Here is a 26,086-nt window from a genome sequence, read left to right on the forward strand (position 1 = left end):
AGAGACCCCCGCGAGTCAGTTAACAAGGGAGTATACATACTCGGTTGACACACAGGTTAACGTGCGCCGGCGCCCCCGCGCCGCTACCGGGTGCGCGCCTGCCGCAGGAATGCGGAAGGGGTCGTGCCGACCTTCGCGAACACCCGATGCAGGTAGACCCGGGAGACGCCGAGCTCGGCCGCCAGATCGTTGACGGTGAAGGAGCGCTCCGCACGATGCGTCATGACGACCGCTCCCGCGGTATCGATCAGCTCGGCCTCCCGCGCCGTCAGCTCCTGATCCGTCGGCCCGATCACCTTCTCGAGCAGCGTCACCGCCGCGCCGTCGAGCAGCTGCTGCAGCTCACCGGCCGCGCTTGTGGACTCTTCCTGATCTGACCCGAGAACACCCTTCACGCGCGCCGTGAACTCGGCGACAGCCGGCGGATCCGAGATGTGCACATGCCCGAGCCCGAGCTCCGGACGACGGCGGTCATCGAGCCTGTCCAGCGGCACGGCACATTCGAGCAGTTCGATCTGCTCGGTGATGCCCAGCGTGAGATCGGCATCCGCGGCGACGATCGCGAGCTCGCCCGCGGAGAGCAGCATCGGGGCACCGCCCGCGAGACGCAGGGTGGCATAACCGTCGACAACGACCAGGAGCCGGGCTCGGCTGCCGCTCCCGGCGATCGGATCCTTCTTCGACTTGAGCACCGCGGTCGCGCATCTGATTCCGGTCAGCGACCCCTGTGCCAGGTTCACCGACCGCCCGCTCGCCTTCAGGCCGTCCGTGACGAACACGCTCCAGCCCAACGAACGGATCAGCTGCCGGGCGCTCTCACCGGTCAGCTCCGGCCAGTCGCGGCCGTTGCTCGTATTGTCGTCACTCACATCTCGTAAAGACTATGCGTTGCCGCCGCGATCACGCGACTGGTCCGTTTCCCGGCGTTTCCAGAACTCCGCGGAGGCCGGCTCCGAAGCGGCCTCCTTCCCGTCACTTTCTCGCGGCACCGCACTCCTTATCGATCAGTGGATGATCTTCTGCGTGCGCACGCAGAAGATCGGGTTCGCGTCGCCGCGTCGGGTTCACGCGGGATCTCCAGCAGCGGAAGGACTCTCGTGAGAACAGGCGATCGGATGAGAGCCGCCGGCGGGCTACGACGGCGGGCCGCGATCATCGAGGCGCATGTGCTCCAGAGGCTGCGCACCGCCGACCTTCTGCGTCACGAGTGCGGCCTCGACGTCGTCCTCACCGCCGACTCGATGCTCTCGCTGATGACCTGGATGCGGGGTCGAGAGCGCTCGGAATGGCCGCACCTCCTGCTGGTGGACCTGCTGGACCCCTCCGGGAGCGACCGCGACCGCGCTGCCGTCACCGCCCTGCGCGAGGCGGGCATGCGGGTGCTGCTGGTGTCTGCGCTAAGGCCGCGCCTCGCTGCTCGACGGATCCTGGACACGGGCATCGACGGCGTCGCCTCGAAGTCGGACGATGAGCGCGTGCTCGCAGCGACGGTGCTCGCGACGCTCGCGGGCGACCGCCCGGTGACCAAGAACGCGGCCGGAGCGATGCAGCCGCTGCCCGGATCCCCCCACCTGTCGAGGCAGGAGACGAAGGCCCTGGAGCTGTATGCCACAGGCCAGCCGATCGACCTGGTCGCAGAGCAGATCGGGGTGCGCCCCGACACCGCGCGCAAGTACCTGAGCCGCGTCAAGCAGAAGTACGCCGCGGTGGGGCGGCCCGCACGGTCGCGACTCGATCTCGCCCGGCGGGCGTGGGAGGACGGGATCAGCGGGTGAGCATCCGCCAGAGACGCGTCCGAGGAGACCGCCCTGCCGATCGAGTGACGCCAGGTCCTGCCGATGACCTCGGCAGGAGGTCACCGGCATCGGAGCGGGATCCCCAGACCACCGCGCCCCCGTAACTTGGCAGTGCTCTGAGGGAGGTGCGGCCGTCGTGCCGCAGGGATTGAATGGGAAGGGCTGGGGCTCGGCATGAAACTCAACACAACATCGCCACTCGCGCGAACGGGGAGGTGGCTGACGGCAGCGGCGCTGGCGACGGCGGCGATCGTCGTACCGGGACTGGCCGCTCACGCGGAGGTCCAGGCGGGCAGCAGCGTATGGATCGGCAACGGTGTCGGATACGGCGGGACGAGCCTTCACGAGGTCTACGCTCCGGTGCCCGCTGACACGTCGAACCCCGGCACGCCCAACTATTGGGCGTACTGCGTAGAGCACGACGTCTCGGCGAAGTCGAAGACCGACGCGACCCTGGTGGATTCCTCGGACTACCTCGGCGCCAACTACTTCACCGACCCGGCGATCCAGGGCAAGGTGAACTGGGTTCTGGCGCACAGCTACCCTGCGCTGAGCCTTGACGCCTTTGGCACCGCCGCCGGCACTCCCGGCATCTCTGTCAACGACGCGATCGAGGCGACGCAGTATGCGATCTGGCGTTACACCGACCTGACCTGGGATGCCGCGTGGTCCTGGGAGACCGACGACTCCAAGAACGCGTACTGGTACCTGGTGAACGGCGCGAACGCGAGCGCGGGCATGACGCCCGCAGACGCCGTCACCGCTTCGGTCACCGGCCCCGCGTCGGCGCAGTCCGCCGATGCCCTGGTCGGCCCGTTCACGGTGCACACCAACCAGGCGACCGTCGTGGTCTCGGCAGATCCCGCGGCGACCTTCACCGACGCGGCCGGCGACGCGATCGACGCGAGTGCCGTCGTCGACGGCCAGCAGATCTATCTGGACCTACGCGGAAGCACGGCAGCCGGATCCGCAAGGGTCACGGTCACCGCCGCGGCGGCGGGCGGAACGGGCCTGGTGCTCTCCGTGCCCAAGACCGCGGGGGGCACGGCCACGGCGGACAGCCACGCGCAGTCCCTCATCCTCGTCGCTCCGAGCGGCGCGCACACGACCGGGAGCACGACCGTCCAGTGGACGGCGCCTGCCGTTCCCTCGATCGGGACGACGCTGGTGGATTCCTCGGACCAGGACCACACCCTGGCCTGGGACGGCGGCACCCTGACCGACACCGTCACCTACCAGAACCTCACCCCCGGCAAGACCTACACCGTCGCCGGTGAGCTCATCCGCAAGTCCGACGGCACCAGCACCGGCATCACCGGGAAGACCACCTTCACCCCGACCGAAGCCAACGGCACCACCACCGTGACCTTCACCGTCCCGGCCGGCTACGACGGACAGATCCTCGTGGCCTACGAAGAGCTCTACACCGGCACCACCAGCACCGGGCAGCCCATCGCCGTCCACAAGGATTTCAACGACACCGCCCAAACCATCACCATCAACAACAAGCCGAAGGTTCCGACGACTCCGCCGGATCACGGCACGACCCCGTCGGGCCACGGCACGACCCCGTCCGACAACGGGACCCTCGCCTCGACTGGTGGGGTCGCTCCGCTCGCGCTCGGTGGTCTCGCGATCCTGACCATCGTCGCCGGCACGACGCTGCTCGCTGTGAGACGCCGCACTCGTAGCTGAGGATGACGTCGGAGGGCGGTGGGGTTTCAGAGCCCACCGCCCTCTGTCATGTCATGGCGCAGTCAGGTCATTGGAGCGCTGCTGCGCGCGTCTCATCCCTCGCCGCCGTCGCCTGCTCCCCGGCGCCCGGGGAGCAGGCCTGCGAGAGCCGCAACGCCCGACGAGAGCGCATGACGGATCCTGTCCCTCTGCTCGGCCGCGATCTCCTGGCGGGTCGGCTCATGCCCCAGTTCCATGCGCAGCCGGGCCCGGTTCACTCGCATGGCCTGGACGACGATGCGACTTCTCTCTCGCATCCCCTGTGCGCTGCGCAGGCGCGCGACCCACTCGACCACCCTGTTGTCCTCCGGCGCCGACCAGTGCTTCCACAGCGCATAGTCACGCGCGTCCCGGAACGAGGCGAGCTCACCGAGACCCGCTGCGAACGCCACCTCTCCACCGAGTTCAGCGGCCAGCGCGCGCGTCCTCTGCCGCAGCTGATCATCGGCTTGGCTCCAGGTCTCCGATTCACCCGTGCCGTGGGAACGCGCCACATGGGTCACCTGGATGAGCACCTGCGCAGGCGGCGCGGGGATCGAACACTCCCGATGGGCGATCTCGGCCGTCTGTCGTGCGTCCCACAGACGATCGAAGACCTGTGCGGGATCGAGCGACAGGCCCGGGATCGAGCGGTGCACGTCCGCCGCAGCCCACGAGGAGTGCCCGAAGTTCGCGGCGTGACCGAACGGCGATCCATTGTCGAAGTTCGTCAGACGCGACCAGCCGTCCGCTTCCAACGCGTCCAGGAACCTGCTCATATGCGCGGGACGGACGAGGACATCGGTGTCGGTCGAGTAGTGCGGCCGCGCCCGCAATGCGGCATCCGTCGGCCCCTTGATGTGCAGGATGTCCGCGCTCGCCCGATCGGCGATGACCTGGATCGCCGCATGAGTGAGATGCACCATCACCCATACCGGTGTCTGACGCGTAGCAACCATGATTCGAGTATGGCCGACGGAATCGCTACGAGCGCTCGGGCGTCCGCGCAAGTCTGTCCGTCCGCGCGAGGCGATCGCGCAGCATCCGCTGCAGCGGCAGGAATCCCGCGTGCATGCCGGCGCCGATCACGATGGCGAGCGGGACGGCCCACCATGCCACCACGGCAGGGGTCACTCCGAGCGCAAGCGTGGCGCCGATCAGCACCGGATAGTGCACGAGGTAGATCTCGTAGCTGATGCGGCCGAGATAGACGAGGGGCCGAGTCTCAAGGAATCGACGCAGCATGCTTCGATCGCCCGACATGACGCCGGTGATCGCGATCACGGCTCCGAAGTCGGCGATGAGATAGCCCGCGGTCGAGAGGGGGCCATCGTTTGCGAGGAAGGCGCCCGCGACGATGATGGCGACCCCGCTGGTTACCAGACCCCGGAGCGGGTGTCTCCAGGAGTAATGCCGAAGAAAGACCGCCAGCGCGCAGCCGATGGCGATTCCTCCGACACGGAACTGCCCTGCGGATGCCGTATGGCTGGGGTCGATGATGTTCTTCGCGACGAGGAGGAGGATTCCGGCACCGAGAGCAAGGCTTGCGGCGGTACGCCAGGACAGACGTCTGCGGAACATCCATCCGAGCACGACAGGCCAGAAGAGATAGAAGTACTCTTCGAGGCCGAGCGTCCACGTATGCCCGAACCAACTGCCCGGCGTGGGAACGATGATGCTCGTGATCGGCGTCAGATAGAGCAGCGCGAAGATGCCGCCTAGGATGACGTCGCGGTGCTGCGAACTGATGAGAAGCGCGATCGGAATCGTGAGCACAACGGTCAGGATCAGTGCCGGGGCGAGCCGGATCATGCGCCGAGCGGAGAACGTGACCAGCGACAGCGTCGATGCAGCAAGATCGCTCATGAGGATCGTCGTGATGAGGTACCCCGACAGCACGAAGAACACGTCCACGCCGACGTCGCCCCCGAAATGAGCTGGATGAACGACGTGACTCGCGATGACCAGAGCGATGGCGATGCATCGGAGGCCGTCGAGCGCAGGAGTGTAGACGAGGGACGCTGCGTTGTTTCCTGCCACGGCGACGGTCATGCGATCGCCTCAGGAGAAGCGCCGCGAGTTGCCCTCCGACAAGGGCTCCAGGTGCCATCGAAGGCGACCGAAGACACCAGCAACCCGACCATGCCGACAAACACTACCGGACGTCGGAGAACGTCAGCGCGACGACCTGACCATGCATATGGTAAAAAGGGAAAAGGGTCTTGCCGTGTGCCCGGGCGACAGCGTGTCGTTGATCCGCGCATCCGGTAGTGGGGAATCAGCATGGGGCGGGCAGGATCGATCGCGTCATCGCACGCCGCCTTCGCCGGGACGGAATCGGGCAGGAGCCGCCTGTCATGACCTCTGTCACAACAGGTGCTCCGAGCACCTCCTCACCGCGAACGAAACCAGCGAAGACGATCGACCCCGTCGAGCCCGCCTTCGCCTGGCGCGAAGTGCGGCTCTACGAATTCGTCCTCGGCCTGACCGTTGGCCTGTGGCGCTATCCGGTGATCGCCGGAATCCCGGGCGAAGTCCTGATGATGCTGATCGTCGTCGGCTTCGGCATCTTCACACGCCCGCGAGTCAGCTCACCCAATCTCGTCTGGTTCGGGCTTGTCTATGTCGGGGCGATAGCGAACGCTGCTCTCGTGTCGTTCAACGCAGGCGAATCGTGGGCACAGCGCGCCTTCCGGCTCCTGCTGCTAATGGCGTTCGCGATCATGATCGCGGGCGGACGCCTGCACTGGCGTTCGCTGGTCGCGGGCGCGATCTTCGGGCTCGCGATAAACGCGGGTGCGTTCTATCTGCACCTCACGCCCAACCTGTATCCGCCCTACCTCACCGGCTGGCTGGGCGACAAGAACGTTTCCGGTCTGTATTATGCGGCGTTCGGGCTGCTCGCGCTCAGCCTGGTGCGGCGCAGATGGACGCAGCTGTGCCTTGTCGTCGGGTTTTTCTGCCTGCTCTGGCTCACCGGCTCCCGAACCTCGCTCGCCGCCTTCGTCGCCGCGCTGGCCTGGTGGCTGCTCCGCAATCGGCTCGGACTGTTCCTGCGACTGGTCGTCTTCGCCGGCGGTGCGCAGTTCCTGGTGTGGTTCGAGGCCGAGTTCTCGCAGGTCGGGGTCTTCGCGGACCGCGAGGGCACCGACCTGCTCCGAGGGACGATCCACGCGGCCGAGGCCGCGAAGGTCGCGCTGACCCCCTGGTATGGACAGGGCCTGAACACGGCATGGGTCAGTATCCGCAACTACCCCCACATGTGGTTCCACGATTCGTACGCCGCACTCTTCGTCGAGGGCGGATTCCCGATGCTGCTGATCGTGCTGTTCCTCGTGTGCATCGTCGGGCTCGGCCTGTTCAGCCGCCGCCGTCGCGTGAGCGCCGGGCTGCGGGCCGCGGAGGGAGCCCTCATCGTGGTGCTGGTGACTGCCTGGCAGCTCGGCGAGGTGTTCTTCACGTCGGTGGCCTTCCTCGCGCTCGGGATCGCCTGGTACGAGCGGTTCGGTGTTCCGAACGACGACACACAGCGGCTCCCTGGATGAGGCGTTCCGAGGGGACAATCCAGAGATGAGGCGAACGGGATGAGACTCGCACGACTGCTGGTCGAGAAACGCGCGGGCATGAAATACCACCTCGCCCGGCTGGGGATGCCGATCATGCGGGCGGCTTTCGCGTCCATCGGTCAGCGCACGGTGATCATCCGCCCGCAATACCTGCAGGGCGTCGACCGCATCAGCGTGGGCGACGACGTGATCGTGCGCGATACCGCCTGGCTTGCGGCCGAAGGCGCTGCGGGTCGATTGACCATCGGATCGCGCACCTACGTCGGGCATCGCTGCCATTTCCACTCCATCGACCCGATCACCATCGGCGACGGCTGCGTCTTCGCCGACAATGTCTTCGTCGCGAGCACGGATCATGGGCGCGTCGACCGGCATGCGGTGGTCGGCACCGGTCCGATCGTAATCGGCGACGACGTCTTCCTCGGGCAGAACGCCGTCGTGCTCGGAGGAGTGAGCATCGGCGACCGGGCGACCGTGGCCGCCGGGGCCGTGGTCACCCGCGACGTTCCCGCCGGCGGCGTCGTCGGCGGCGTCCCCGCTCGTCCACTGCACGGATCGGTCGCCCATGCCCGACGCTGACGGGACCGCATCCTCTGGCACGGTGCCCCCGGCCGCATCCGTCATCATCCCCTGTCGCAACAGCACTCGAACGCTGGGTCTGCAGCTCGAAGCACTCGCACGCCAGGTCGACGTCCCGCCCTTCGAGGTCATCGTCGCCGACAACGGCTCTGCCGACGACCTCGCCGGTCTGCTCGACCAGTGGCGCGGCAGGCTCTCGCTGAAGCTCGTCGATGCGGCGGAGCACCCGGGCGCCGCCTACGCGCGCAACGTGGGGATGTCCTCCGCTGGCGCGGACAAGCTGCTCTTCTGCGACTCGGACGACATCGTCGCCCGGGACTGGGTGTCCCGCGGATGCGAGGCGCTCGACCTTGTCGACGTCTTCAGCGGCCCGGGTCTCCGGGTCGCCGACGGCGCCATCGGCGACGACCTCGACGACGTCTGGCGTCGGCTCGATCGGGAGCTCGAACCGGATCTGCCCGTGCGAGCGGGGGCGCCGGTGCCGTGGCCGATCATCCTGGGCGGCAATTCGGGGATGCGGCGCGCGACTGCAGGGGCGGTGCGTGGGTACGACGCCGGACTGCCCGGCGATGTCGAAGACAACGACCTCGCGATCCGGCTGCAGGACGCGGGCTTCGCGATCGCCTCGGCCCCTGGCGTACGCATCGTGTACCGGTCGCGCACCGGGGCACGGTCGGCGTTCCGCAGCGCGAGATCCCGTGGCGTCTCGCATGTATCCCTCTGCGCACGGCACGACATCGCAGAACGGTCTCCCGTCCTCGCGAGCGGACGCTGGCGGTCCGAGCCGATCCGCGTCGCTGCCAGCGGATGCCGGATGCTCCTGCGCCCGACGACGCGCGATCTCGAGGGCCTCGCCTCCCGCGCGGGGCTCGCGATCGGGGTCTACGAAGGACAGGTGCGACAGGCGATGGGACAGGGCCGCGCCCTCCCCTTGATCGGAGTCGGTTGGGAGGAAGGAGTCAGCGAACAACTGCTCCATCGTCCGACGCTCATCCTCTCCCCCCATCTCGACGATGCGCTCTTCAGCGCCGCTGAGCTCATCCGCCGCGGCACGCCGGAGGTCTGGACGGTGTTCGCCGGCGAGCCGAGCCCGCCGATCACGACTGACTGGGACCGCTCGTGCGGCTTCAGCGACTCGCGGCAGGCTCTGGAGGTACGGCGCAAGGAGGACACAGAAGCGTTCGCGGGATCAGCCGCCCGGGTTCGCCGGCTCGACCATCTGGACGGGGCGTACACGACGCCCGAGCGCCGGCGTCGCGATCTGACCAGCCTGATCGCCGAAGTGACCGCGTGGGTCTCCGCTCATGCCGGCTCCGACCCCGTGGTGGTGCTGCCCGCGTGCGCGGGCGTCCCCGTCGCACGCGCGACCGAGACGAACGACGGCAGGAGCACCGAGCTCGCCCGGCGAGCGGAGCGCTCGCCACTGGCTCCCCTGCTCGCGCCGTTGCGCACCCTCAAGCATCGGCTCTATCTGCGGCGCCGTCGGCATGCGCAGGCACATGGTCTTGCGGTGAACAATGACCATATCGCCGTCCGAGACGCGATCGGTAACGCTCTGGCGAACGATCCCAGTGTCACGCTGGCACTGATGGAGGATCTGCCCTATCTCTGGTGGTATCCAGCCGACGAGGCCGTCGCCAAAACGGCGTCACGCTGGCGGCGCGCGGTGGTCCCTCTCAGCAGCCCCGTCGATCGTGCGTGGAAGCACGAACGTATTCGTCGGTATTCGTCTCAGTTGGAGGTCATGGACAACGGCGAGCGGCGCCTCTCTCGTGCCGAAACTCTCCCGACGCGTGAGCGTCTCTGGCTCTTGCCGCCGGTCACGGCGCCCGGTTCTCGGCAGAGCCTCACCGAGTCACCAGGGTCCGGTTCCTGATCCTTCGAATGGCGTCGCCCACGTTGCGGGCGCGGATGCGATCACGGAGAGACGCGATCACGGAGCCGACTCTGAAGCGTGCCGACGCTACTCACCTGTAAAGAATGAGAAGTCGTAGTGCGTTTCCATATCGCTCTTTCTTAGCCGCAGCGGCCCAACAGAAAGTCGACGTCTTCCGATCCATCGATATGTCGCCCGAGCGTTGGCAGGGCGTTCGAGAGGGACGGACGCAACACCCCTCCGCGAGACGGACTCGACGTAAAGTGCCCCCAGTTGGCCAATCGGAGGGTTTCCGGCTACAGTCCGGCATGTGGACCTCGTTCAAGGACTGAAGAACGCCAAGCACCGCGCCCATATTGCGCGGCTGCAGGCCCTGCATAAGAAACGTGTGCTGGGCGCGCGCATCTTCGATATCGCGGATCGGATCCGCCCCTTCGAGTGGGTCCCCGAACGGTACGGAGACGCATTCTTTGCCCAAAGCGATCCTAAGATTCTCTTGCAGCCGGAATCAGTACCCGAGAGGCTCTGGTTGATCTGGACGGGCGAAAACGAAATGAGCAGTGATCGTAAGGATCGCTTGCGGGAAATATACGAAAAGAACAGTGATATTGAAGTCACGCTCGTGACTCCGCGCAATCTCGGCGACTTTGAGGTGCACAACTCCCCCATCAATCCCGCCTATGAGCATCTATCTCTTGTGCACAGGTCTGACTATCTGCGATGCTACCTGTTGCACCATCATGGCGGCGGATACATCGATATCAAGACACCTCGGATCTCCATTTCCGAGACCTTCGACGCATTTCGTGACCCAAATATCTGGCTGACCACCTACAGCGAGCCCCTCACGATTCTGACCGCATGGATGGAGGGACCCATCAATCGCGATCTCAACGTGCACCGACGATGGGTGCCGGGGCAAGCCTCAATGGTGAGCCGACCCCGGACACCCATCACGTCAGAGTGGTACACCGAGCTCGAGAGACGGATCGACGCAAATGCCGATCGGCTCGCGGCGGAGCCAGGCGGGGTCTATGGACAGGGCGTGCCCGGCGGAGCCCCACCCTCGAACCCGAGCTACCCTTTCCACTGGGCCGATCTGCTTTCGCGGATTTATCATCCGCTCGGCCTAAAGTACCGCGATCATGTCTACTACGAGGAACGGATGTTCCCGTCGTTGTCCAACTACCGCTGAGAATCCTGCACCGTGGATGCGTTCCGCCTCACGGAGTCACGAGTACCGTCTCTTCGCCCGTCCGGGTCCGACCACGCAGGATCAGCCTTCCGCGAGGTCCCTGAGGACTCCCAGATATGAGTGACCGAACTCGACTGATGGTTCGAGGACGGCGCCTTCGGCCCATTCGTTCCACGCATTGACGAACACCAGGCGGTGTTCGCGCGGCCGACTCGCGACGCTCTCGGCGGCTGCGAGCAGCCAACGGCGGAACGTGTACGGATTCGCCCCGAGCCACGTATGCGCACCTGACTGCCGGCGCGGCGTGTTGTCCCAGCCGACCATCACTCCCGGGAATTGGTCATCACGATGCCGGTCGAGGTTCGCGATGTCTGCTTCCACCAGCCCGCGATAGGAGAACAGCGCTCCCCGAAAACCGCGGTCCAGGCGAAGCCCGGCGCCGTTGGCACGGACATACTTGCGGTTGTGGGGCGGGAATGCCATGGTGCCGTCGAGTGCGCTGCGAGACGCCGGGCTGATCGTGCCGTACTCGACCCCGAGGATCATGAGCTCCAAACCATGTTCGAGCGCAGATTCTCGCCAGCGCATCACGACGTCCGGAAAGCCGGGAACGGAGTCCGGGCGGTACACCGCAAGCACTTTCTTCCCTCCCACCGAGATATATCGTCCGTCACGGAGGTACGGCATCAGGTCGTCGATAAACCCGTCAGCGGAGACCTCGTCGTATCTCTGCCCCATCAAGATCTCTGCGGGGTTGCCGTCCCATGATCTGGTCCAGTCCTCGTTCGCCCACATGACACAGAACGGCTGCGCCAGGTCGCTTTGCAGAAGCGCCTTCAGCGGATCGGCGAGCAGCCGTTCGCCCGCAAACCAATAGTGGTAGTACATGAACGAGTCGATGCCTGCCCCTGCCGCGAGAGCCGTCTGCTCCTCCCGGACGCTGTCAAGCCTGAGATCGTAGAAGCCGAGGTCGGACGGGAGCTTCGGCTGATAATGACCCTCGAAGTTCGGCACCGCGGCCGCAACATTCGTCCACTCCGTGAACCCTCTGCCCCACCACCGATCGTTCTCGTCGGTCGGGTGAAACTGCGGAAGATAGAACGGAACGAAACGCGGCGACAATGGGCGTGATTCGACATCTGCGGGCCGTTCGGGTGCCATCGATGCCGTGCCCGCTGCCGCCTCGTGGGCGAGCAGGCCGATCAGCGCCGTGAGCCGTGCACGGTGATCGTGCGCGTCCAGGTGATGCACCGAGGCTCGCAGACCTCGAAGTCCCTGCAACAGGAATGCCCTGCAGACGAAGTCGAGAGTACCGGGACCATCGACCTCGTCCGAGGGGATCTCCCATTGGCGCTCCCGAAATCGCCTGGCCGCCCATTTCCTCGCGGACGACGACGGGAGGGAGCGCGATTCGGCGACAACGCCGACGCGAGGGTCTCGCAGCGCAGCCATCGCGTGCCCCAGACCGCTCGCTGTCACATGCTGACGATCCGCGAGTACCACCGTTCGATAGGGATCGAAGAGGCCCGCGTTCGCCCCCGCGAGAACACGCTGAGCGGCGTTCCAGTTCCGAGGAGAGGCAAAAGAAAGCTCGTCTTGACCAGCAGCCCCACTCGTGAGATCCAGAACGTCGCATGTGAAGCCCTGCTCCGTCAGGTACGTCTGTTGATCATCCGGACGGCGTCCGTTCAACCAGACCAACGCGACATCCGCCTGGCGCGACTGCGCACGCCACGACTTCGGGAACAGAGTCCCATCTCTCCGCGGGCTGCGAAGATCGCGCAGCGCCTCCGGGTACAGCTGCTGTGACATCTCGGTGAGGAACCGCCGACGTCCAGCCTGGCGACTGTCCCGAGTTCCTCGGAGACTGATGGCATCACGAGCCAGGCCCGTCAAGTGTCGCAGCTTGCCCATGAAAAACTGTCCCCCGGAGTGCTCGCCAAGATACCGATGGCCAAAATCCTAGTTGGAGACAGCTCTCGGGCGGACGCAGCCGTGACCCCGCTGCCTCCCGAGGCGTGCTTGAGAGCCCGCCACGGTGTTCCCGTCCGAAGCAGGTGCACCGGTAGCTCGATCCGGGGAGCGCGGGACGCATTTGCACCCGAGACGGGGGTCCGGCAACCTTGTGAAGGCTGGCGCGCGACGCCGGCCCCCGCATCGACGATCGGATACCGATGGACAAGACGGTCAGTGTCGTAGTCCCGCACTACGGCGACCCCGACCCCACCACCGCGCTGATCGATCAACTCCGTCCGCAGGTGGAGTCCATTGGGGAGATCATCGTCGTCGACGACGCCTCCCCCGTGCCCTACCCGGAACAGCCCGGCGTCACTGTTATCCGCCGCCCGCGCAACGGCGGCTTCGGTTCCACATGCAACAGCGGTGCGCAAGCGGCGAGCGGAGCGCTGCTGCTCTTCCTCAACTCGGACACCCAGGTCGCGCCGACATTCATCGGCGACCTGATCGCCGCAGCGGCGCCCTGGCAACCTTGCGTGGCGGGCCCCCGGATCGCGGAGGCCGCAGGCATGAACGCATCCGCTCGGCGCTTCCCCACGATCAGCCAGCAGTTCGTCGAGTGGTTGGTTCCCCTCGCCCGGTTCCACCACACCCGCCGCATGTCGAAGCTGCTCGGACACGACACGATGGTGCTGGAAAGCGAGACGCCGGGAGTGACGGACTGGCTCGTCGGCGCCGCGATCCTCGTTCCTCGCGATGAATTTCTCGCCGTGCACGGATTCGACGAGACATACTTCATGAACTGCGAAGAGGTCGATCTTCAGCTGAGGCTGAACAAGCGGAACATCCCTGCTGTCTTCCTGCCCGGCATCGTCGTGGAGCACATCGGGGGAGGATCCTCGGCCGATGAAAAGCGCCGCTTCTGGGTGGCCTCTGCCCGCGACCTCTATGCGAGGAAATGGGGACACCCCCGTACACTGCGCGCGGCGCTGACCACGGCGACGTTCGTGAATCTCGCGTGGAACAGCGTGAGACGTCTGAAGAATCGCGAGATCCGCCCCCTGTCCACCGCGCGGCTCGAACTCGCTCTGATCTATTCCGGGCAGGGCTCGCACTAGCCCGGCGAGACCGATCCGTCGGCAGAAGCGTGGTCACGATATCATTTCCGTGTTGGGGATCCCGGTGGTCGGGCAGGCACGCCAGCATTCGCAATCGCGCCGCAGAACACACGCACCGGTCCATGGGGGCACGGGAGGTGCTTGTCTGATGATGCGACGCACTTTCTCGTCTCAACCGCGCGCAGAACGCGCGGGCATCACGACAGGACACCAGAACTGAACGGAATGCCGAACCCCATCGCGCTCTGGGTAAGCCCCGTCTCGGAGCTGGCCGGGGTCGCCCGCCACATCATCGACGTGGCGACCGTCGGCCTCCCCGGCTGGCGCCTCGTCGTGGCTGCACCGGAGGGCCCTCTCCTCGATCGCCTCCGGGAGCTCGGGGTCGCCGTACTCCCCCTGCCGATGACATCCACCAGGCGCACGACACTCGCACTGCGGCACATCCTGAAGCGGCTCCGCCCGACGATCGCACACTCGCATCTCGCCAAGGCCGACATCCTCCTCGCCGCCGCATCCGCAGGGCTCCCCGTCGTTCTCGTCACGACTGAGCACCACATCTCGCCTGACCGCTACATGTTCCATCCCACGCGCACCTCCGCGGCGACGATGGAGACCGTGCATCGCATACGCCTGACCCGCTTCCGCGGTGCGATCGCCGTGAGCGAGTCGACCAGGCGCGACATGCTGGCGCGCTGGCATCCACGACTGCCGATCCACACGATCCTCAACGGAGTCGACCGCCCGGTTCCATCGCCCGCGCGACAGCCCGGGCTTCGTCTTCTCTCGCTGTCGCGACTCGCGCCCGAGAAGAACGTCGCCATGGCTCTGCGCGCCTTCTCGCTCCTCGCCTCCGAGCACCCCGATGCCCGGCTCACCGTGGCCGGACAAGGCCCGGAGGACGAGGCTCTCCGTGCCCTAGCGGCCTCGCTGGGCGTCGACGATCGGACATCCTTCCCCGGCTTCGTCGATGCTCGGCGCGCGATGGCCGAGCATGACGTCCTGATTCAGCCTTCACTGTCCGACAACTGCTCTTACTCACTCCTCGACGCGGTCGCGAACGGCATGGGCGTCGCCGCCAGCCCGATCGGCGGCAACCCCGAGATCCTGCCCGCACGCTGCATCGCTGACTTCGGCGACGACCGGGGGCTCGCCGACATCGCCGTCGCCCAGGGGCAGGAGCTGCGGCTTCGCGCGGCCCTCGCCGATCACGTGCCCACCGTCGCCGGGATGGCCGAGCAGATCACCGAGGTCTATCGCGAGGTCGCCGCACCGGGTCGCACGCGGGATGCGCGAACGGAGGGCACCCGATGAAGGCATCGATCATCGTTCCGACGAGAGGCGGTGCCCGCCGGCTGCCCACACTGCTTGCCTCGCTCGCTGCGCAGACTCATCACGATTGGGAGGCGATCGTCGTCATCGATGGCGACATCGACGAGTCGGAGGCCGTCGTTCGGCGGTATGCGCATCTGCCGATCCGCTCCGTGGTCTTCCCCGAGAATCGAGGACGCGCAGCAGCGCTGAACGTGGGTCTCGCTGCCGCCAGTGGAGATGTGCTGATCCGCGCCGACGACGACTTCGAGTTGGATCCTGGCCACCTCAGCGCCCACGTCCAGTGCCACGAAGCCTCCGAGTGCGGCGTGATCGGGCTGCCCCGAAACATCGCCCCTCCCACCCGATACATGCGGGTGTACGGCCTCGACGCCGACGGCCGAGGCCGGGAACACGCCTACCAGTCAGCGCCCGATGCACGGTGGCGACTCTGGGGCGGCAACGTGTCGATCAGCCGGGAGTCGTACGAGCGGATCGGCGGATACGACACCCGCTACCGTGGCTACGGCTGGGAGGATGTCGACTACGGCTACCGACTGCAGCAGGCGGGGATTCCGATCGTGCTCGCCCAGGGTGCCGAAGTCCTTCATCACGTCGCCTCCACGACCACCGCGATCCGCGCGCTCCGCGCGTTCGACTCCGGAGCGGCGCGATGGACCTTCGACACGATCCATGGCATAGGCGCAAGCGGACCTGCGGAGCCCGAGGCTTTCTCTCCGTGGAACCGTACGGTTGTCGGCCTGTCCCGGTGGCTCACGCGCCGCCGCAGCGACATCATCGCACGATGCGTCGATGGGACCATCCACGTGCTGCCATCCGCCATCGCTCGTCGCACTGTCGGAATGGTCGTCGAAGCGTCGAGCGTCGCGGGGTATCGGAGCGCACGAGATGCCGATGATGCGAACGGAGTGCCACGCGGATGAGATCTGACCTGTGGTATCTCATCCAGTCGTTCCCCGCGCGCGATCGCCTCCTTCTCGGGCTTTATGTCGTCCTGCAGTTCTTCGTCTCCCTGATGGACCTCGTCGGGCTGGCAGCGGTGCTCCCCCTGATGAACGTGCTCCTCGGAGCGGACATGTCCCCCGGCTACCTCGGAGTCATCAGCGGCCTGCTCGGCCACCCGGGACGTACCCAGTTCGTCATCATCCTCGCCGCCTTCATGGTGCTTGCCTTCGCACTCAAGGCCGTGCTCAGCCTCGCGATCCAGTGGTGGAGCCTCGGGCTCGTGCTCCGCCTTCAGGTCCGCACCTCATCACGCATGCTGGGCGCCTTCCTCAACGAGGACTATCTGACCCACCGCCAGCGTGACGTGGCGGAGCTCAGTCGCACCGTTGACGCGGCTGCCACGGACGCACACAACAAGGTGCTCGGCGGCGTTCTCTCCCTGATCGCATCCGGGCTCTCGATCGTGATGGCCCTTGCACTCGTGATCGCCGTCATGCCGCTTCCGGCCCTTGCCGCGATCGCCTACTTCGGGATCGCCGTGTTCGTGATGCAACAGGTGCTCAGCCATCGCAACCAGCGTGCCGGCCATGATGCCCTGGTCTCGGCTCGCCTGAAGAGCCTCGCGCTGATCGATGCCATGCACGGCTTCCGCGAGGTGCGCACGCACGGCGCGGTCGCGCACTTCGTCGAGGCCTTCGACGAAGCGAATCGCGCCCAGGGGCTGGCGAGCCGTCGTGCGAACTTCTACTCCCAGATGCCCCGCTACCTCCTCGAGGCGGTCGGAATGGGCGGCATCGCCCTCCTCATCGCGCTGGTCACGCTGTCCGGCCAGTCGACGGAGGCGGTGGCCACGCTCAGCCTTTTCATTGCGGCGACGCTGAAGATGCTCCCCTTGATGTCGTCGCTGACGGCGACCTTCGGGTTCATCCGCAACGGCACACCGGGTCTCGCGATCACCGTCGAGACTCTCCGTCGTCTCCCTGCCGCTCACGAGAGCGTGACGGCCGCGAAACGTGCGCCTCTTGCCAGAGCCGAGACCATCACGGTGGACCGGATGTCGTTCCGCTACCCGGACGGCCGCAGCGACGTGCTCTCCGACATCGACTTCTCGATCCCCCCCGGCTCATCGCTCGCACTGTGCGGTCAGAGCGGGTCGGGCAAGACCACGCTCGTCGACATCATCCTCGGACTGATCACGACCGACCGGGGCGTCGTCTCCTACGGGTCCACTCCTGTTTCGGAGATGGGCGACTCCTGGACGGATATCGTCGCGTACGTGCCGCAGGACGTCTTCCTGCTGCACGACACCCTCGCGGCGAACGTCGCGTTCGGACAGGATCCCGCCGATCGGGACGTGGCGAGGATCCATGATGCGCTGGCTCGTGCGCAGTTGACCGAACTGGTCGCCGCGCTGCCGTACGGCATCGATTCCGAACTCGGCGACCGCGGCTCGAAGATCTCCGGCGGCCAACGTCAGCGCGTGGGCATCGCGCGGGCGCTCTACCGCAGTCCGCAGGTCATCGTCTTCGACGAGGCGACCTCCGCGCTCGACAACGAGACAGAGGATCGCATCGCCGCCACCATCCGAGGTCTCTCCGGCGAGATCACGACGATCCTGGTGGCGCACCGTCTCTCGAGCGTTCGCGACGTCGATCAGCTCCTGTTCCTCGAACACGGTCGTGTGGCCGGTCGCGGGACCTTCACCGAGGTCCAGAGCACGACACCCGGTTTCGCCCGGCTCGTGGAGCTCGGCCGCCTTGACGACTGAGCGAGGACGTCAGGGCCCCTTCGGCCGGACGAGCGAGACGGCGACGGGTCCCGCCGGCCTCGCCGCTCTCGTCCCGATCACGGGCTGCTACAGCCACGCCTCCAGAGCACGGCCGAATGCTGGGGTGCCTCAGCGCGTAGCGCCGCGATCCTTCGTCAAGATGATCGGATCTTCGCTGACCTCACGATAGCCGGTAGGTACCTGGTCAAGTTTATCCCAGGGGCTGAGGAAAAGATCTGGACCATTGATCGAAGATGCATCCGAGATATGCCGAATCTTCACCGAACCAGAGTCGCTGAGATATCTCCACCAGATGTACTCATGGTAGTAGGAATGCGGCCCGAAAAGACTCACCGTCTCCGGGTTCTCCTCACTGACGGTCGATAGCGTCGAGGCGACCCTTGCACGGTCGGCTTCTGACAATGCCGCTGTCAGTTCAGCGAAGTCGCTGCGAAACAGCACGCTGTCCGATCCGACGAGCGGTCGCCATTTCTGCGCCAATGTCCAAGGCAACGCCTGCATCGCGCAGATCGTGACGATAGTTCCGATGTATATGCCCTGGCGATGTCGCATTCCGTTCAAGGCAAGCGCCACCAGCACTGCACCCATCGCCAATGCCGGAAGCAGGAACCTTCCGCCCCAGGTCTGATAGCGAACGAGCGCCGAGAACACAAAGTATCCCGTGACGAGCACCAATACGACCGGCCATCCTCGCCTTCGCAGACGCGGGACTGCCAGCACTACGATCGCGGCCACCGCGATCAGAAGGGCTTGGACGATGTTTCCCGCGCGGTCCTCGTTACGTTCGGAAGCCATGCTGAATGGTGTGAACGACGATGCGGGATCGTTGATAGGCGCGCCTGAAACAGTCTCTGCCATCTTCGTCAAGATCGAGGTGATCACCACATTGACACGGTCGGAAGGAACTGCCAGTTCGTGCCCGAGGTTCTTGACGCCGTTCAGCGCTCCCGACTGAAGCAGATTCCCTTGCACCGTCAGCCCAAGATCAGGACCAGTCGCGTGACCATACTGCTCGAGGTTGCGGGCCACCCAACCAGCGTTGATCAGTGCCACCGCCAGCAACGCACTTGCCAGCCCCAGCGCCACCTTGAGGAAGGCCTTGTCGCGCAGTAGCAGAACGACTCGGAAAGCGGCCCACACCCCGATGGGTACCGCAAAGAGCCCCACGGGCGGCTTTACGGCCAGCACCGCCCCACACATCACCAACGCAAGTACCAAGGACACGAATGGTTCCCGAGTGCTCGACCTCGGACGATACCCTCGCGCCGAGTCTGTGACGGCAGGCACCCCGGCCGAATGAGTGACAAGCGCAAGAGCCGCGATGACGTATGCGGTCGCCAACAGGTCGTTCTGAGTTGTGGCAGCCTCGCCGATGATGCTCGGCGCTGTCATGGCAACGATAGCGCCAGTCAGGCCGCTGAGTCTGGAACAGCCGAGGTTCCGACTCGCCGCAAAGGTCGCACAGCCGAGCGACCACCACGCCGCCCACTGAACCAAGAACATTGCATGATCGGTTGCGAATGCTGCCAACATGATCGCCATAATCTGTTCCGCGCCGGGCGGAAGGTAGAGCTGCGCCGGATATGGCGTGGCGAAGGCCTCGATTCGACCCGCTTGCAGCCACTCGAAGATGCGAGGGAGATGATATGAGAGCGAATCAATATTGTTGGGCGCCGTCGCCAAACCGGTGGCCAGCGTGACAAGGCCGAAAACCCCGATAGTCGCGATCAGCACCCATTCGGCACGCGCCGCGCCTCGCACCGAACGCCACAGCCTCTGCCATAGTTCGCTGAACGCACCGGAAATCGATGCGACTACCGTGACCACCGAGCCGCACACCCAGAGAAGCACAGCCAACGACGTCAGGCTGTAGAGGCCCGCCGCCGATAGCAACTCGCTCCCCAGCATGAGTCCGACCCCAAACACAAGTGGCGCGCAGGCGACGCTGAGGACGCTCGACCGGACCGCTCTGAACAGAAGGGCAGCGCACCCAGCCAGGCCACCTGCCGCGGTAACCACAGATAGAATGACCAAGAAGGGCGGAATCATCGTCATCTAGGCCGTGCCGTTCGAATATCCTGGGCCGTTCTTGCGCAGATGAGAGCCGCTCAAAAAACAATGCCTAGGAGCTAGATCAGGCATCACAGCCACGCCTCCAGCCGGTCCAGCGCCGTCCAGAAGCCCGAGCCGTTGTCGACGTGACCCTGCCAGATCTCGGGGATGAACGGAGTACCCGGAGAGAGCCGGTCCATCCGCTCTGCGAACTCCGGCCAGTCGATGTCACCTTCGCCCACCTGCACGCCTTCGCCGTCGACGCCGGTGGCGTCGACCAGGTGCCAGTGGATCGTGTACGGCGCGAGCAGGTCGACGGCCTCGGAGAACGCGAGTCCCAGCCAGTTGGTGGCGAGCTTGGTGTGCGAGGCGTCGAAGCACAGCGCGGTGCCCGTCTCCTCCGCGAACCGGGCGGTGTCGCGCGGGTCGACGAACAGGTTGTGGAACTGCTGTCCGCCCATCAGCCACGGATACGGCGGCAGGGTCTGCGCGGCGATCCGCACGCCGGTGGTGTCGAGGCGCTTCAGCGCGGCCGCGATACGGGCGTACTTGTGCGCGCGCCCCTCGGGGGCGATGTGCTTGTCCTTCGTGAACCCGCCCATGGTGACCACCATGATCGGGTCCTCCTCGAGGGTGAACCAGGTGCGCAGCTTGCGGGTGACGTCGATCGTGCGCTGCACCTCGCGGATGGAGCGCTCCCAGATCTCGTCGTCGTCGGAGCCCAGGTCGACGAGGAAGTCGCCGGCGAACAGGTCGGGCAGATGCGTGGTGAACCCGATGGGCAGCTTCTCGGTGAAGAAGTCGTCCATGTCGACGTCGAGATCCTTGTACGAGAAATGGAACTCGAGGAAGTCCGGGTTCGACTGCGCCAGCAGGGCAGCGGCGTCGTGATAGCGCACCGGCAGACCCCAGGGCCGGCGGAACGCGAACGGCCGTCCCTCGGGGGCCGCGTCACGCAGATCGCCGTCGAAGAAGAAGTCGCCTTCGGCCATGTCGCGCTTGACCGCCCGACCGAGCAGCTGCGGCAGCGCGTTGGGCTGCAGCCCCCGCCCCGGGCTCTTCACGACCACGTCGGCCGCGGTGAGCACGGTTCCCGTGGCGAGCGGACGCGAGGCCACCAGCGACTTCGCCAGGGTCACGCGGTTCATCTGCTCGCCGGTCGAGACGACGCGCGAGTCGCCGGATCCCATCGACGTCTCGATGTCGCGGATCTGCTCGACCATGGTGCGAAACTCGTCGGGCAGCAGCGACACGGTGTGGTCGTTGCCCTCCATCGTGCGGTCGATCGTGAAGTGCTTCTCGATGATGTGCGCGCCGCGTGCGACGGCCGCGACCGGCACATGCCAGCCGCGCTCGTGCCCGGAGTAGCCGACCACGCACTGGCCGATCTCGGCCAGACGGTCGAGATAGCGCAGGTTGAGGTCCTTGTAGGGCGCCGGGTACGTCGACTGGCAGTGCAGCAGCGCGAAGGGCGCGCCCCTCCCGCGCAGCAGCGCGACGGTCTCGAGGATCTCGCTCTCCCTCGACATTCCCGTGCTGAGCACGAGAGGCAGTCCCTTGTCCGCCGCATCGGCGATGAGCTCGTGGTTGGTGAGATCGGCCGAGGCGATCTTCAGCGCCGGGATCCCGTAGTCGGCGAGCGCCTGCACGCTGGGCGCATCCCACGGCGTGCACATCACGTCGATGCCGGCGTCCCTGGCGTGGTCGAACACCTCGAACAGCTTCTCCGCGGGCAGCGAGAACCGGCGCAGCAGGTCGAGGGTGTACTGCACGCCCAGGTCCTCTCCCCCGGTTGCCGCACCACGCTGCCGGTACAGCGCGTCCAGGTCGCGCAGCTGGAACTTCACCGCATCGGCGTTCGCCTCGACCGCGAGGTCGACGAGCCGTTTGGCGAGGTCGACGGATCCGTTGTGGTTGTTGCCGACCTCGGCGATGACGAACGCGGGGTGACCGTCGCCGATCTCGTGCGCACCGATGCGCAGCGTGTCGCTCTCATCGATCGCGATCGCCCAGAGGTGCCCGCGTTCGTCGACGAGCGGCACATGGTGCACTCCGCCACGCCCGAGGAGCGGCGCGATGTCAGCGGGCGTCGCGGTGTGCGGCGCGGTCTGCACCCCGCGGTTCGCCACGGTCGCGCAGGAGACATCGAGCGAAGCGGTCGGGTTCTGGATGATCCAGCGCCGGAAGTCGCCGTCGGAGAGGGACCCGCGCAGGATCCCGTGCTCGTCGACGCAGAACACGATGCGCTGCCTGTTCGCGTTGATCTTCGCGAGACCGGTGAGGACCGGATCCTCCGCGAAGACGATGTACGGTGCGAGATCACGCTCGATGATCATGCCTCGTCCCCCTTCTCCCCCGCCGGATCGCCGGCTCCCGCCGCGCGGTCGAGCGGCTCCGACTGCAGGTCCCCCAGAACCTGCTCGGCGATCCTCAGATCAACCAGCGTATCGATGTCGACGCCCTCGGCCTCGTCCATCACGAACAGCCCCACCCGGCCGCCGATCCTGTTGTTGTCCCGCTCGTAGATCTCGGTGCGGGTGAGATACAGCGAGCCGGTCTCCTTGTAGAAGTAGTCGCCGGCCGCCAGCTCCTGACGGCGCGGGCGCGCCGCCGGATCGTACTCGGCGGTCGCGCCGCCCTGCCCGTCCGCGGCCGGATGCCAGAAGAACGGCGTCTGCGGGACGACCCCGACCAGGCTGTCGACCCCCGTCTCACGGAACTCCCGCACGGCGCGGGCGATCGTTCCCGGCAGCCGCACCGGCGAGGTCGCCTGCAGCAGCATCACCGCCTCCGGGCGCCGGCCCCCGGCGACGCGATGCGCGATCGCGTGCAGGATCACCGGCTCGGTGGGAGTCGTGTCCTGAGCGAGCTCAGCAGGCCGCAGAAACGGCACGTCGGCCCCGGCCCTGCGGGCGATCTCGGCGAGGTCGGCGTCATCGGTCGAGACGAGCACGTCGAGGCCTGCCGCGAGCGCCTGCTCGATGCTCCACACGACGAGAGGCTTACCCGCCACGGAGCGGGCGTTCTTTCCGGGGATGCCCTTCGACCCGCCGCGCACGGGGATCACGCAGAGGATGTTCATGAGGCTCCTTCGGCCAGGGCGAGCACGGCATCGGCGATCGCCTGGGCGGGTTCGACGGCAGGTCGGGCAGGGGCGGGGGTGGGATCGGCATCGACCTCCCAGCGACGGATCCCGTAGCGCTCCCAGAACTCGGCCAGCCAGCGCGGCGGATCCGGATAGAAGGACCACGACGGAAGCCCTGCCGCGGCGGCTTCCAAGATGCCCGTGGAGAAGGCCGCCACCACCGGGCCGCCGAGGGCGGCGAGCGGCCGCTTGCTACGGTCGATTCGCATGCCCTGCCGTTCCCAGAGCGCGTGCTGAACGCGGGAGAGCCGATCGACCTCCGACGGATGCGGACGGTAGACCGCGCCGGTCTCGTGCCAGAACCGGCTCGCCGCCCGCGCCATGCCTCTGCGCGGCAGCTCCGCCCCGTGCAGCTGGCCGAGGTACTGCGGCACACCTCCGGCCGCCGGCTCCGCCGACGCGTCAGCGGCGTCCCAGAACAGCTGGGATCCGACCACGGTCCATCCGACGTCGTCACGACCCGACGCCCAGAAGGCGCCCTCTGCCTCGCTGAAGGCCAGCACGTGCGCCTGCGGCGGCAGCGGCGGGTTGAACGGGGTCAGCAGGCCGTGCTGGACCACCGTCATGGGAAGCCCGCGCCGCGTGGCCAGCATCCATGCGGCCGCGCCGGCCGGCAGGTAGTGGCCCGCGCCGACGACCAGAGCGAGCGAGTCCGGGAGCACATCGATCTCGGAGATGCGCGCGCCGGTCTCCTCTCCCCCGAGAAGCTCCCTCAGCTCGGACGGGCTGTGCACGCAACTGACCACGGCGAGCTCCGGGACGCGGGAGAGAAGACCGTGCAACGAGGCGATGCCGGACGGGGAGCGGGAGTCGATGGCGAGGAGCACAGTCGGAGCGGCTCCCCGCACGGCGATGCCGAGGGTGGGAGTCTCCCGTGCCGTGCCGCTCAGACGCGCGCGCATCCGCTGCAGCCGGTGCTGGCCCGCCTGCCAGCGCCGCCAGTCGTCGAGCTCCGTCGGGAAGTTCAGGCCCACAGCTGCTCCAATCGGCGCAGCCGGTGTGCGAGGGTGTGCTCCGCGAGGGTCCGGGCCCGTGCCCGCGCGCGGATGCCGTCCGCCCACCGCGGGTCGGCGATAACGCGGCGGCACTGCTCCACCAGCTCGTCGGTGCTCGCGTAACTGAGCACCTCGGCACCGGGCTCATAGAATCGATCGACATCGGGCCGGTCGCAGATCTCGACAGCTCCGACGCCCGCGGCCTCGAAGGTCCGCATCGTGAACCCGTCCTGGTCCGCGTGGAGGTTGAGCGTCGCCGCAGAGTCCCGCATCGCACCGTAGGCCTGACCTCGCGACAGTTCACGACCGGATCGGACGCCGGGGTGCGCGTAGGCTCCGGTCCGGAGCACGTCGACGGGGTGACGAGACCAGTCCCTCCCGAAAGCCGTGACCTCGACGCCCGCTCCGGCCAGCCGTCGCAGTGCTTCCTCTCGGCTCGGGTAACGCGCTCCGATCAGAGTGACCCCGCGGGTCGGCCTGGCGCGGATGGGCTCCAAAGCGTCGAAGCCGAGCGGGACGTGATGCGCTCGCACACCGCGAGTCCGCAGGGCATCGGCGTCACGCGCACTGTAGGTCGCCAGCACGCCGATCCGCCCGAGAGTCTCGTCACTGTACGTCATCCGGCGCAGCTCGTCGTACATCCACGTCACCCGACGGGCGGGGTGGCCGGCGAGTGCGTCCCACCACGCCTGGTCGAGAAGATCGCCGCGCACCACCAGGACCGCATCCGGGCGATACATCCGAAGCGCGTCGATCGCGCGCTCCGTCAGGTTCCGTCGGGTCCGCTGCGCCAGCGCGTGCTCCGGGCGGCGATGCAGCAGCCGCATGCCGATGCGGTCGACCCCCGCTCCCGCGTGGTCGTACACGTGCACGCGAGCGTGATGGCCCAGCGAGGCGAAGGTGCGCCCGAAGGACGACGCGTATCCATGGAAGCCGGGGCTGACGACGAGGATCCTCACGACCCGTCCACCAGACCGCGACTGCTGAGCTCGTCGAGCGCCTCGTCCCACACCCGGGAGGGCGCCACATCGCCCTGCCACGAGCCGACGATGAAGTCGGCCACGGCCTCGGAGGTCGTCCGTGACGGCAGGGGAGCTCCTACAGCGCGCAGGCGGCCGAGGTCTGCGCACGCATGCTCGATGTCGCCGGCGCGATGGACGTCCACGTGTTCGATCACGGACGCACCCGCCGGCGATGCGGCGGCCGCGTACTCGGCGAGGTCCGTCAGCGAGGTCCGCACACCCGTCCCGCAGTTGAGGACGCGGGGCTGGGACGCCTGCGGCAGGTTGTCGAGGTTCCAGGCGATGAGCACGGCGAGGTCCGCCACATGCACGAAATCCCTCGTCTGCGAACCATCGCCGTAGATCGACAGCGGGCGCCCCTCCCGCAGCCTCGCGAGGAAGGCGGCCAGCACTCCGGTGTAGGGGTTGCGCAGCGCCTGTCCGAGACCGATCACGTTCTGAGGCCGGATGATCACGGCCGGTGCGGCATCCCCGACCTCGTCGATGACGGCCGCTTCGGCCTGAGATTTCGTCTCGCCGTAGAACGAGACCGGTCTGTGCGGGTCGTCCTCGCGAGAGGCGCGGAGCGCGCCGTCCTCGTCACGGAGCCCTTCGCCGTACACTGCGCGGGAGCTGAGCGAGATGATCGGCACCCCGAGGTGGGCGGCGGCGCGCGCCGCGAGGCGGCTGCCTTCGACGTTCACGCGCTCGTAGCGTTCACGCTCGTACATGGACTGCGCGGTTCCGGTCTCGGCCGCCAGATGGATCAGCGCGTCGAACGGCGGCAGCTCCGCCCACGCCTGCGCGTCTGCGACGTCGGCACGGATGACGTCCCCCGGGAACCGCCGGACGGCGCCTTCCGGATCCGAATGCACCTGTGCCAGGAGCAGGTCCATCGCGACCGTCTCGTGGCCGCGATGTGCCAGCTGTGAGGCGACATGCTGCCCGATGAAGCCGGTGCCGCCGGTGATCAACACCTTCATGAAGGCCCCCCTTGCTTCCTCACGGGCCGTCGCGCACGTTCCCTCGCG

General features: G+C 66.9%; 20 protein-coding genes. 10 read left to right on the plus strand and 10 right to left on the minus strand.

Going from position 1 to position 26,086, the window contains the following annotated elements; translation table 11 throughout:
• Positions 1-83: 83 nt before the first annotated feature.
• Positions 84-869 (minus strand): helix-turn-helix transcriptional regulator, encoded by a 786-nt coding sequence (locus tag WFJ01_RS09220; protein ID WP_292883849.1) that lies wholly within the window; start codon positions 867-869, stop codon positions 84-86.
• A 246-nt stretch (positions 870-1,115) separates the two neighbouring features.
• On the opposite strand from WFJ01_RS09220, the gene WFJ01_RS09225 reads away from it, so the two are divergent.
• Both WFJ01_RS09225 and WFJ01_RS09230 read left to right on the plus strand, forming a co-directional pair.
• Positions 1,116-1,775 carry a hypothetical protein gene (locus tag WFJ01_RS09225; protein WP_292883847.1) on the plus strand — a complete coding sequence of 220 codons (660 nt, stop codon included), beginning with the start codon at positions 1,116-1,118 and terminating at the stop codon, positions 1,773-1,775.
• 381 nt (positions 1,776-2,156) lie between these two features.
• Positions 2,157-3,491, plus strand: a complete 1,335-nt coding sequence (locus WFJ01_RS09230) for a VaFE repeat-containing surface-anchored protein (RefSeq protein WP_292883845.1) — start codon at positions 2,157-2,159, stop codon at positions 3,489-3,491.
• 92 nt (positions 3,492-3,583) lie between these two features.
• On the opposite strand, the gene WFJ01_RS09235 is transcribed toward WFJ01_RS09230, so the two are convergent.
• Positions 3,584-4,468 carry a hypothetical protein gene (locus WFJ01_RS09235; RefSeq protein WP_292883843.1) on the minus strand — a complete coding sequence of 295 codons (885 nt, stop codon included), beginning with the start codon at positions 4,466-4,468 and terminating at the stop codon, positions 3,584-3,586.
• Positions 4,469-4,493: 25 nt separating this feature from the next.
• Positions 4,494-5,561, minus strand: a complete 1,068-nt coding sequence (locus WFJ01_RS09240) for an acyltransferase family protein (RefSeq protein ID WP_336628856.1) — start codon at positions 5,559-5,561, stop codon at positions 4,494-4,496.
• A gap of 305 nt (positions 5,562-5,866) precedes the next feature.
• On the opposite strand from WFJ01_RS09240, the gene WFJ01_RS09245 reads away from it, so the two are divergent.
• From WFJ01_RS09245 to WFJ01_RS09260, 4 genes are all read left to right on the plus strand, one after another.
• Positions 5,867-7,054 carry an ABC transporter permease gene (locus tag WFJ01_RS09245; protein WP_292883839.1) on the plus strand — a complete coding sequence of 396 codons (1,188 nt, stop codon included), beginning with the start codon at positions 5,867-5,869 and terminating at the stop codon, positions 7,052-7,054.
• Positions 7,055-7,093: 39 nt separating this feature from the next.
• A complete protein-coding gene (locus tag WFJ01_RS09250; RefSeq protein WP_336628857.1) occupies positions 7,094-7,654 on the plus strand; it encodes an acyltransferase in 561 nt (186 codons plus the stop codon).
• Complete coding sequence (locus WFJ01_RS09255) at positions 7,641-9,530, plus strand: glycosyltransferase (RefSeq protein WP_292883835.1); 1,890 nt, start codon at positions 7,641-7,643, stop codon at positions 9,528-9,530. Before WFJ01_RS09250 ends, WFJ01_RS09255 begins: the two co-directional genes overlap by 14 nt.
• A 310-nt stretch (positions 9,531-9,840) precedes the next feature.
• Complete coding sequence (locus tag WFJ01_RS09260; RefSeq protein ID WP_292883833.1) at positions 9,841-10,725, plus strand: glycosyltransferase; 885 nt, start codon at positions 9,841-9,843, stop codon at positions 10,723-10,725.
• A gap of 81 nt (positions 10,726-10,806) precedes the next feature.
• Here the strand turns inward: WFJ01_RS09260 and WFJ01_RS09265 are convergent, their stop codons facing one another.
• Positions 10,807-12,537: a glycosyltransferase WbsX family protein gene (locus WFJ01_RS09265; RefSeq protein WP_292883831.1), complete on the minus strand. Its 1,731-nt coding sequence runs from the start codon at positions 12,535-12,537 to the stop codon at positions 10,807-10,809.
• Positions 12,538-12,899: 362 nt separating this feature from the next.
• Here WFJ01_RS09265 and WFJ01_RS09270 point away from each other — a divergent pair, with 362 nt between their 5' ends.
• From WFJ01_RS09270 to WFJ01_RS09285, 4 genes are all read left to right on the plus strand, one after another.
• Positions 12,900-13,799, plus strand: a complete 900-nt coding sequence (locus WFJ01_RS09270) for a glycosyltransferase family 2 protein (RefSeq protein WP_292883829.1) — start codon at positions 12,900-12,902, stop codon at positions 13,797-13,799.
• A 225-nt stretch (positions 13,800-14,024) separates the two neighbouring features.
• Positions 14,025-15,110, plus strand: a complete 1,086-nt coding sequence (locus WFJ01_RS09275; protein WP_292883827.1) for a glycosyltransferase — start codon at positions 14,025-14,027, stop codon at positions 15,108-15,110.
• Positions 15,107-16,051: a glycosyltransferase family 2 protein gene (locus tag WFJ01_RS09280; RefSeq protein WP_292883825.1), complete on the plus strand. Its 945-nt coding sequence runs from the start codon at positions 15,107-15,109 to the stop codon at positions 16,049-16,051. Before WFJ01_RS09275 ends, WFJ01_RS09280 begins: the two co-directional genes overlap by 4 nt.
• A complete protein-coding gene (locus tag WFJ01_RS09285) occupies positions 16,048-17,841 on the plus strand; it encodes an ABC transporter ATP-binding protein (protein ID WP_336628858.1) in 1,794 nt (597 codons plus the stop codon). Before WFJ01_RS09280 ends, WFJ01_RS09285 begins: the two co-directional genes overlap by 4 nt.
• 129 nt (positions 17,842-17,970) lie before the next feature.
• On the opposite strand, the gene WFJ01_RS09290 is transcribed toward WFJ01_RS09285, so the two are convergent.
• From WFJ01_RS09290 to WFJ01_RS09315, 6 genes are all read right to left on the minus strand, one after another.
• Complete coding sequence (locus WFJ01_RS09290) at positions 17,971-19,770, minus strand: hypothetical protein (protein WP_292883821.1); 1,800 nt, start codon at positions 19,768-19,770, stop codon at positions 17,971-17,973.
• A gap of 233 nt (positions 19,771-20,003) precedes the next feature.
• Positions 20,004-22,250: an N-acetylneuraminate synthase family protein gene (locus WFJ01_RS09295; RefSeq protein ID WP_292883820.1), complete on the minus strand. Its 2,247-nt coding sequence runs from the start codon at positions 22,248-22,250 to the stop codon at positions 20,004-20,006.
• Entirely contained in the window at positions 22,247-22,996 is a 750-nt protein-coding gene (locus WFJ01_RS09300) for an acylneuraminate cytidylyltransferase family protein (RefSeq protein WP_292883818.1), read from the minus strand. The genes WFJ01_RS09295 and WFJ01_RS09300 overlap by 4 nt, the downstream gene beginning before the upstream one ends.
• The gene (locus tag WFJ01_RS09305; protein WP_292883816.1) at positions 22,993-24,033 is read right to left on the minus strand and encodes an RNA-binding protein; all 1,041 of its coding nucleotides are present in this window, start codon (positions 24,031-24,033) and stop codon (positions 22,993-22,995) included. Before WFJ01_RS09305 ends, WFJ01_RS09300 begins: the two co-directional genes overlap by 4 nt.
• Positions 24,024-25,013 (minus strand): CgeB family protein, encoded by a 990-nt coding sequence (locus WFJ01_RS09310; protein ID WP_292883814.1) that lies wholly within the window; start codon positions 25,011-25,013, stop codon positions 24,024-24,026. Before WFJ01_RS09310 ends, WFJ01_RS09305 begins: the two co-directional genes overlap by 10 nt.
• Positions 25,010-26,038, minus strand: a complete 1,029-nt coding sequence (locus WFJ01_RS09315) for an NAD-dependent epimerase/dehydratase family protein (RefSeq protein ID WP_292883812.1) — start codon at positions 26,036-26,038, stop codon at positions 25,010-25,012. Before WFJ01_RS09315 ends, WFJ01_RS09310 begins: the two co-directional genes overlap by 4 nt.
• Between the last annotated feature and the right edge of the window lie 48 nt (positions 26,039-26,086).

The organism is Microbacterium sp. MMO-35 (assembly GCF_037147555.1).
In the GTDB taxonomy this organism is placed as follows: domain Bacteria; phylum Actinomycetota; class Actinomycetes; order Actinomycetales; family Microbacteriaceae; genus Microbacterium.

Excerpts from the sequence above, each read along its gene's own strand:
- WFJ01_RS09300 (WP_292883818.1), bottom strand. The coding sequence starts at position 22,996 with ATGAACATCCTCTGCGTGATCCCCGTGCGCGGCGGGTCGAAGGGCATC.
- WFJ01_RS09295 (WP_292883820.1), bottom strand. The coding sequence starts at position 22,250 with ATGATCATCGAGCGTGATCTCGCACCGTACATCGTCTTCGCGGAGGAT.
- WFJ01_RS09275 (WP_292883827.1), top strand. The coding sequence starts at position 14,025 with ATGCCGAACCCCATCGCGCTCTGGGTAAGCCCCGTCTCGGAGCTGGCC.
- WFJ01_RS09245 (WP_292883839.1), top strand. The coding sequence starts at position 5,867 with ATGACCTCTGTCACAACAGGTGCTCCGAGCACCTCCTCACCGCGAACG.
- WFJ01_RS09235 (WP_292883843.1), bottom strand. The coding sequence starts at position 4,468 with ATGGTTGCTACGCGTCAGACACCGGTATGGGTGATGGTGCATCTCACT.
- WFJ01_RS09225 (WP_292883847.1), top strand. The coding sequence starts at position 1,116 with ATGAGAGCCGCCGGCGGGCTACGACGGCGGGCCGCGATCATCGAGGCG.
- WFJ01_RS09280 (WP_292883825.1), top strand. The coding sequence starts at position 15,107 with ATGAAGGCATCGATCATCGTTCCGACGAGAGGCGGTGCCCGCCGGCTG.
- WFJ01_RS09270 (WP_292883829.1), top strand. The coding sequence starts at position 12,900 with ATGGACAAGACGGTCAGTGTCGTAGTCCCGCACTACGGCGACCCCGAC.
- WFJ01_RS09315 (WP_292883812.1), bottom strand. The coding sequence starts at position 26,038 with ATGAAGGTGTTGATCACCGGCGGCACCGGCTTCATCGGGCAGCATGTC.
- WFJ01_RS09250 (WP_336628857.1), top strand. The coding sequence starts at position 7,094 with ATGAGACTCGCACGACTGCTGGTCGAGAAACGCGCGGGCATGAAATAC.
- WFJ01_RS09240 (WP_336628856.1), bottom strand. The coding sequence starts at position 5,561 with ATGACCGTCGCCGTGGCAGGAAACAACGCAGCGTCCCTCGTCTACACT.
- WFJ01_RS09290 (WP_292883821.1), bottom strand. The coding sequence starts at position 19,770 with ATGCTGGGGAGCGAGTTGCTATCGGCGGCGGGCCTCTACAGCCTGACG.
- WFJ01_RS09255 (WP_292883835.1), top strand. The coding sequence starts at position 7,641 with ATGCCCGACGCTGACGGGACCGCATCCTCTGGCACGGTGCCCCCGGCC.
- WFJ01_RS09265 (WP_292883831.1), bottom strand. The coding sequence starts at position 12,537 with ATGTCACAGCAGCTGTACCCGGAGGCGCTGCGCGATCTTCGCAGCCCG.
- WFJ01_RS09285 (WP_336628858.1), top strand. The coding sequence starts at position 16,048 with ATGAGATCTGACCTGTGGTATCTCATCCAGTCGTTCCCCGCGCGCGAT.